Here is a 4,283-nt window from a genome sequence, read left to right on the forward strand (position 1 = left end):
CAGATTTGTGTTTTTAGAGCATAAAAAAGCCCTAAAACCAGTGATTGAGATTTAGGGCTTAGAATGGTTTTAGATGGATTGGCTGAGGATGCGGTTTTTTGCTGTTTCCCAGACTTCAGCAGCATTATCAACAAAATAAGTCACTTCAAACTCTCCTCCGCCAGCACCATGAGCAAACTCCCATTGGGTTACCATAGGAGAGTTACCGAATGCTGCCCCGGCATCCACCCGATTGTGAATCCCTTGAGGATCATCCTCAATGCCAAAAGCGTGGTCTAAGCATGGATGGCCTCCGAAACTCGCGATATTATTCAAAGGTAATACCGCAATAAGCAGAGTGTGTTCACTGCACTCGGAGTGGCTGCATGGAAAACTAACCCAAAAGTCAGGCGACCAATCATCAACGGAAGCAGGATTTACATGCCATTCCCATCCCACTAAGTCGAAGAAAGCGGCCCAAGTAGCATGAAGCGAAGTTTTAAACTGTAGCCCTTTGTAGATTGCAGCCATCTCAGTATCTCCTGTTTAACTAAATACTTGGACCATGGTCCCGACTTGAGTTTCGTGTCAAAGAAGCGGTTTCATAATTTTTCTGCTTTGAGGTTTCTTGGAAATCTAATTTTTTTCTCAGCGCCTGTTCTGCCTGTAAAGGCTCCCGAACTGCTTCAGCTGCTCCGATAACACGTTCACCCGATTGTCTAAGAAGCTGACTTGCTTCAACAGCGTGGCGTTGTCTTCCGCAGTACGCTCGAACATGCTCTGCAAGGCGGCCTGCGCCTTCTCGGATGCTCTGAGTTGCTCGCTGAATTGCTGCTCCATACGCTTCAAGGCGCTCAATAAGTGCGTTTCCAGTTCCGTCATGGTTTACCTCACGATCCGCAGGGCGCTTTGCTTCCCGACTGTCCAGCCGCTGTCGTCCACTTTCGCTCCTTTGGGCAGAACGACGAACGTCCCGTTCTTGTCCTGAACGATGTTCAGGCCCGCTGTTTTGCTCTCCAGCGCCGCTAACGTGGCTTTCTGGCTGTTGATCTCCTGCCAGTTGGCCATGATCCGGCTTTCCTGAAACGTACTCAGACCCCAGCCGCTCAGAAAGATAACGGCCAAGATCGTAACCGCGCTCAGGGCCGGGAATATCACCCGGTTTTTCACGACGGTCAGCAACATGCTCTGCCGGCTCTGGCGCATATCCTCTGTCGTGTCGTGCAGCTGCCGGCGCATATCTTCCAGCATGGTATTCAGCTCTTGCTGAAATATGCCGTTCAACTCGTTTCGCAAACTGCTCAGCTGCTGCTTCGTCAGGCTTTGAATAGTCTCGCTCTCTGCGAGATGCTGCTGCTTCAATCGCTCCTGCAGCGTCAAACTCACGCTCATAAAGTCCCCCTTTCATGCGCCACCGCTGGCCGCTCTGCGGATCTGACACAGTGATGTAATTTTTACCTTCGCGCATTACCTGCATTCCAAGGTCTGAAACCTGCTCGATAACGTCGCTACGACTGCGTATAAGCCCCTGTGCAGCCCTCTGAGACAAAACCGCGTCTATGAGTAGCCTGATGTCTTCCTGTGGCTTCTCACCCCTTCTGTGGGCTTCTGCGGCGATTTTTAGCTCATGATCAGGCTGAGCAATCTCACGTGAGCGCCGTGGGTCATCAGGGTCAGCCAGACCATATCTGGCGTTGATTTCACTCCGCAGGTCATCGAACGCCTGTTTTGCAGCATTTCCGGGCGGGCGAATATTCAAGCTCTTCCCTGTGCCAAGCTCAACGCGGGGCGTCACAAAATGCAGCTCGTGATGCCCGGCATGGATATGTCTGACCCAGAGAATGTTGTACTGATCGGCTTCAAGCCCCGCGAACGCGACCTGTTCAAAGCGATCCATGAACTCCCGCTCCATTTCCGGCGTGACCTTCTCCTCCGGGGCGAAAGAAAGCACGCCAGAAGTGTACTTGTGCCGGAAATCGAGCGAGTCGATAAGGTTGCGGGTAGCATCCGGCGATCCCCTTAGTACCTCTGGCGGTGAATCTTCCCGTCCGGGCCGCGTTTTATCGGTGACATAGCCGACCGGGCCACCGCCGCCTCCAGTGCCGTGCCTGCTGAAACCCACAATCATTGCGACAGCTCCCGAATATGGCGCTCGATATCTATCAGGTGAGCGACCACCTCAACCGAGGAAGCCGCCGATTTGTGCGTGTTCACCCAGCGGGCAATCATGTTTAGGTTGGCATTGATGCGATTAAGCATCGCAATCCGTTCCCGATCGACGTCTTTGTTGCGCACGCTGACCCTGCCGAGATGATCGCGAACCAGCTCGGACATGGTGCAGCCTGCATCTTCGGCCAGCTGTTTCAGCGCCTCAAATTCCGCGTCAGAAAACCTGACCCGCAGCATGTTATCGCGCTTTTCCATTCCACCTCCGCCGTCGAATATTGCAGTTTAAACAAGGCTACCCGATGTTGCTACATTTCGCTACGCTCAATGTCGCACATCGGGCCTTGCAATGGGCGGCTTCGCCTCCCCTTGACCCCTCCCTTGAAGCGGTCGCTTTGCTTCCTCGCCCAGGGCAACGGCGTCTGTCAGGTGGATGGCCTCACTGCGTGAAACCATCCACTTCTGCCAAGCGTGTTTATCTGTGGGGTCGTCAATCAGTAAATCGGAACCCCAGAGGGGCCCCCGCGATTTACAAATTGACGATTCAGCCAGAGAAAACGCCAGCCTGAAAACCAGTACCGCTCGCCGCAAGTTCCGGTTGAGGCGTACCGCAGCGCAGCGAGGAACGAACAGCCGGAACGAGGAAGCGGAATATCGCCTGAACGGGCATAGAAATGCGTTCACTCGGTATGACATACAATGTGTTCAGCATTACCAGAGTAACAAGATACAGAAGGGGGTATCCCGCAAGGCGCATCAGCAAAGGAAACTTTTTGATAATAGTTACCACAGGTGGTAACTTAGTTACCACACATGGTAACTATCAGGGTAGATTCGGATGCGGAGAGTCACACAAGTAGACCTCGAAACAGGAGAGGATTTAGGTGGATTTGTTGCAGTAGTCCGACCTAAGCAGAAATCATCATTTCAGAGGCATTTTACTATGAATCAAGCAGCACTGATCACTATTGCCAATGAGCTGAACCATGATCAAATGCGAGTGTTAATGGCTCTCTTAGCTGAGCTCGATTATGAAAATTATATTCAAGTCGCTCAGATAGACATTGCAGATGCTTTAAGCATGCAGAAAACCCATGTCAGCCGCGCCGTTAAAAATTTAATTGAGTTTGGCATTATTCTTGAAGGACCTAAGATCGGCCGCAGCAAAACTTATCGCCTAAATCCCCAGTTTGGTTGGAAAGGCACTGTGAGTAATCATAAAAAAGCTCTTACAAACAGCCTGAGCGTTATCCAGGGCGGTCGAGCTTAAAGGAGGCCATATGACAGACGAATTAGCAGCGAAGTTTGCAGAAGATATGGCCTATGTAATTCTTCAAAACCCAAAAGCCAATGACAGCCTTACTGAATGTCTTTTGACTTTCTTTAGCTGTATTGATGGCGGTGATAAAAACTCAGTCTCATCTGGGCTTGATGACATCACCGTGTTTATTGATGGCGAAAAACATCACTTCCAGACAGCTAGCAGGCCATATATAGATGTTTTGAAAGAAATTTTTTACAAAACATACTATCTCCCGCTACTGAGCAAACCATAGGCGTCGAAAATCTATCCAACTAGTAACATAGTTGGATCGGGATTCTGCCATAAGGGTGCTAACTGTTATCAGAAGCGGCATCCGTGCCGCTTCTGATAAGCTTACTTAGAACCTTTGAGCTCTCTTATTAGTAACGCCAACATAAACAGGATGGCGAGAATGACTACCAACTTTGCCGTTGGTAACGCGCACAGGATCATTGCAAGCTGATAGACCTGAGAGCTGACCATTTTAGTAATAAGTAAATCTGTAACATAATCAATCATATTGAGTACCAATCGGCGCCTCAATGCCACACTTGCAAGGCAGGAAAACAGATTCCTTGGTCCAAAAGATTATGCTTGACGTAAACGTCGGCTCTGCTATTATCTGTTTGCGGACAAACAACAGCTTTACCAAAATATCACTTCAAATCACACCCCTTTTTTCTGTAACATTGAAACTCCTACATCAAGTTTCCCCAAATTTATTAAACCACATAAAAAATAAAAATAAAAATTTTTTTTCAATTTTTTTCGAAAAAAGCTAATAAGTTGGATTAACTTACTGTAATAAAAGGTTTTTAATTTGATATGATTGATG

The 4,283-nt window shown here is 49.0% G+C and carries 5 protein-coding genes and 1 pseudogene; 2 read left to right on the forward strand and 4 right to left on the reverse strand.

Going from position 1 to position 4,283, the window contains the following annotated elements:
* Positions 1-69: 69 nt before the first annotated feature.
* The 4 genes and pseudogenes from IAI47_RS21885 to IAI47_RS21895 form a co-directional block, all read right to left on the reverse strand.
* Positions 70-510, reverse strand: a complete 441-nt coding sequence (locus tag IAI47_RS21885; protein WP_187961306.1) for a hypothetical protein — start codon at positions 508-510, stop codon at positions 70-72.
* Positions 511-627: 117 nt separating this feature from the next.
* Positions 628-861, reverse strand: coding sequence for an MbeD/MobD family mobilization/exclusion protein (locus IAI47_RS22235; RefSeq protein ID WP_370581761.1), 234 nt, complete (start codon positions 859-861; stop codon positions 628-630).
* A 508-nt stretch (positions 862-1,369) separates the two neighbouring features.
* Positions 1,370-2,107, reverse strand: a pseudogene (locus IAI47_RS22240) (relaxase/mobilization nuclease domain-containing protein); the annotation flags it as partial.
* Positions 2,104-2,403 (reverse strand): hypothetical protein, encoded by a 300-nt coding sequence (locus IAI47_RS21895; RefSeq protein ID WP_187961308.1) that lies wholly within the window; start codon positions 2,401-2,403, stop codon positions 2,104-2,106. The gene IAI47_RS21895 and the pseudogene IAI47_RS22240, both read right to left, overlap by 4 nt.
* Positions 2,404-3,088: 685 nt before the next feature.
* Between IAI47_RS21895 and IAI47_RS21900 the strand changes: the two genes are divergently transcribed.
* Positions 3,089-3,415 (forward strand): helix-turn-helix domain-containing protein, encoded by a 327-nt coding sequence (locus tag IAI47_RS21900; RefSeq protein ID WP_255527194.1) that lies wholly within the window; start codon positions 3,089-3,091, stop codon positions 3,413-3,415.
* Positions 3,416-3,425: 10 nt separating this feature from the next.
* On the forward strand, positions 3,426-3,701 hold the full coding sequence (locus tag IAI47_RS21905; RefSeq protein ID WP_187961305.1) for a hypothetical protein: 276 nt from the start codon (positions 3,426-3,428) through the stop codon (positions 3,699-3,701).
* Positions 3,702-4,283: the final 582 nt, after the last annotated feature.

The sequence above is a fragment of the Pantoea sp. MT58 genome (genome assembly GCF_014495885.1).
GTDB classification, from domain to species: Bacteria; Pseudomonadota; Gammaproteobacteria; order Enterobacterales; family Enterobacteriaceae; genus Pantoea; species Pantoea eucalypti.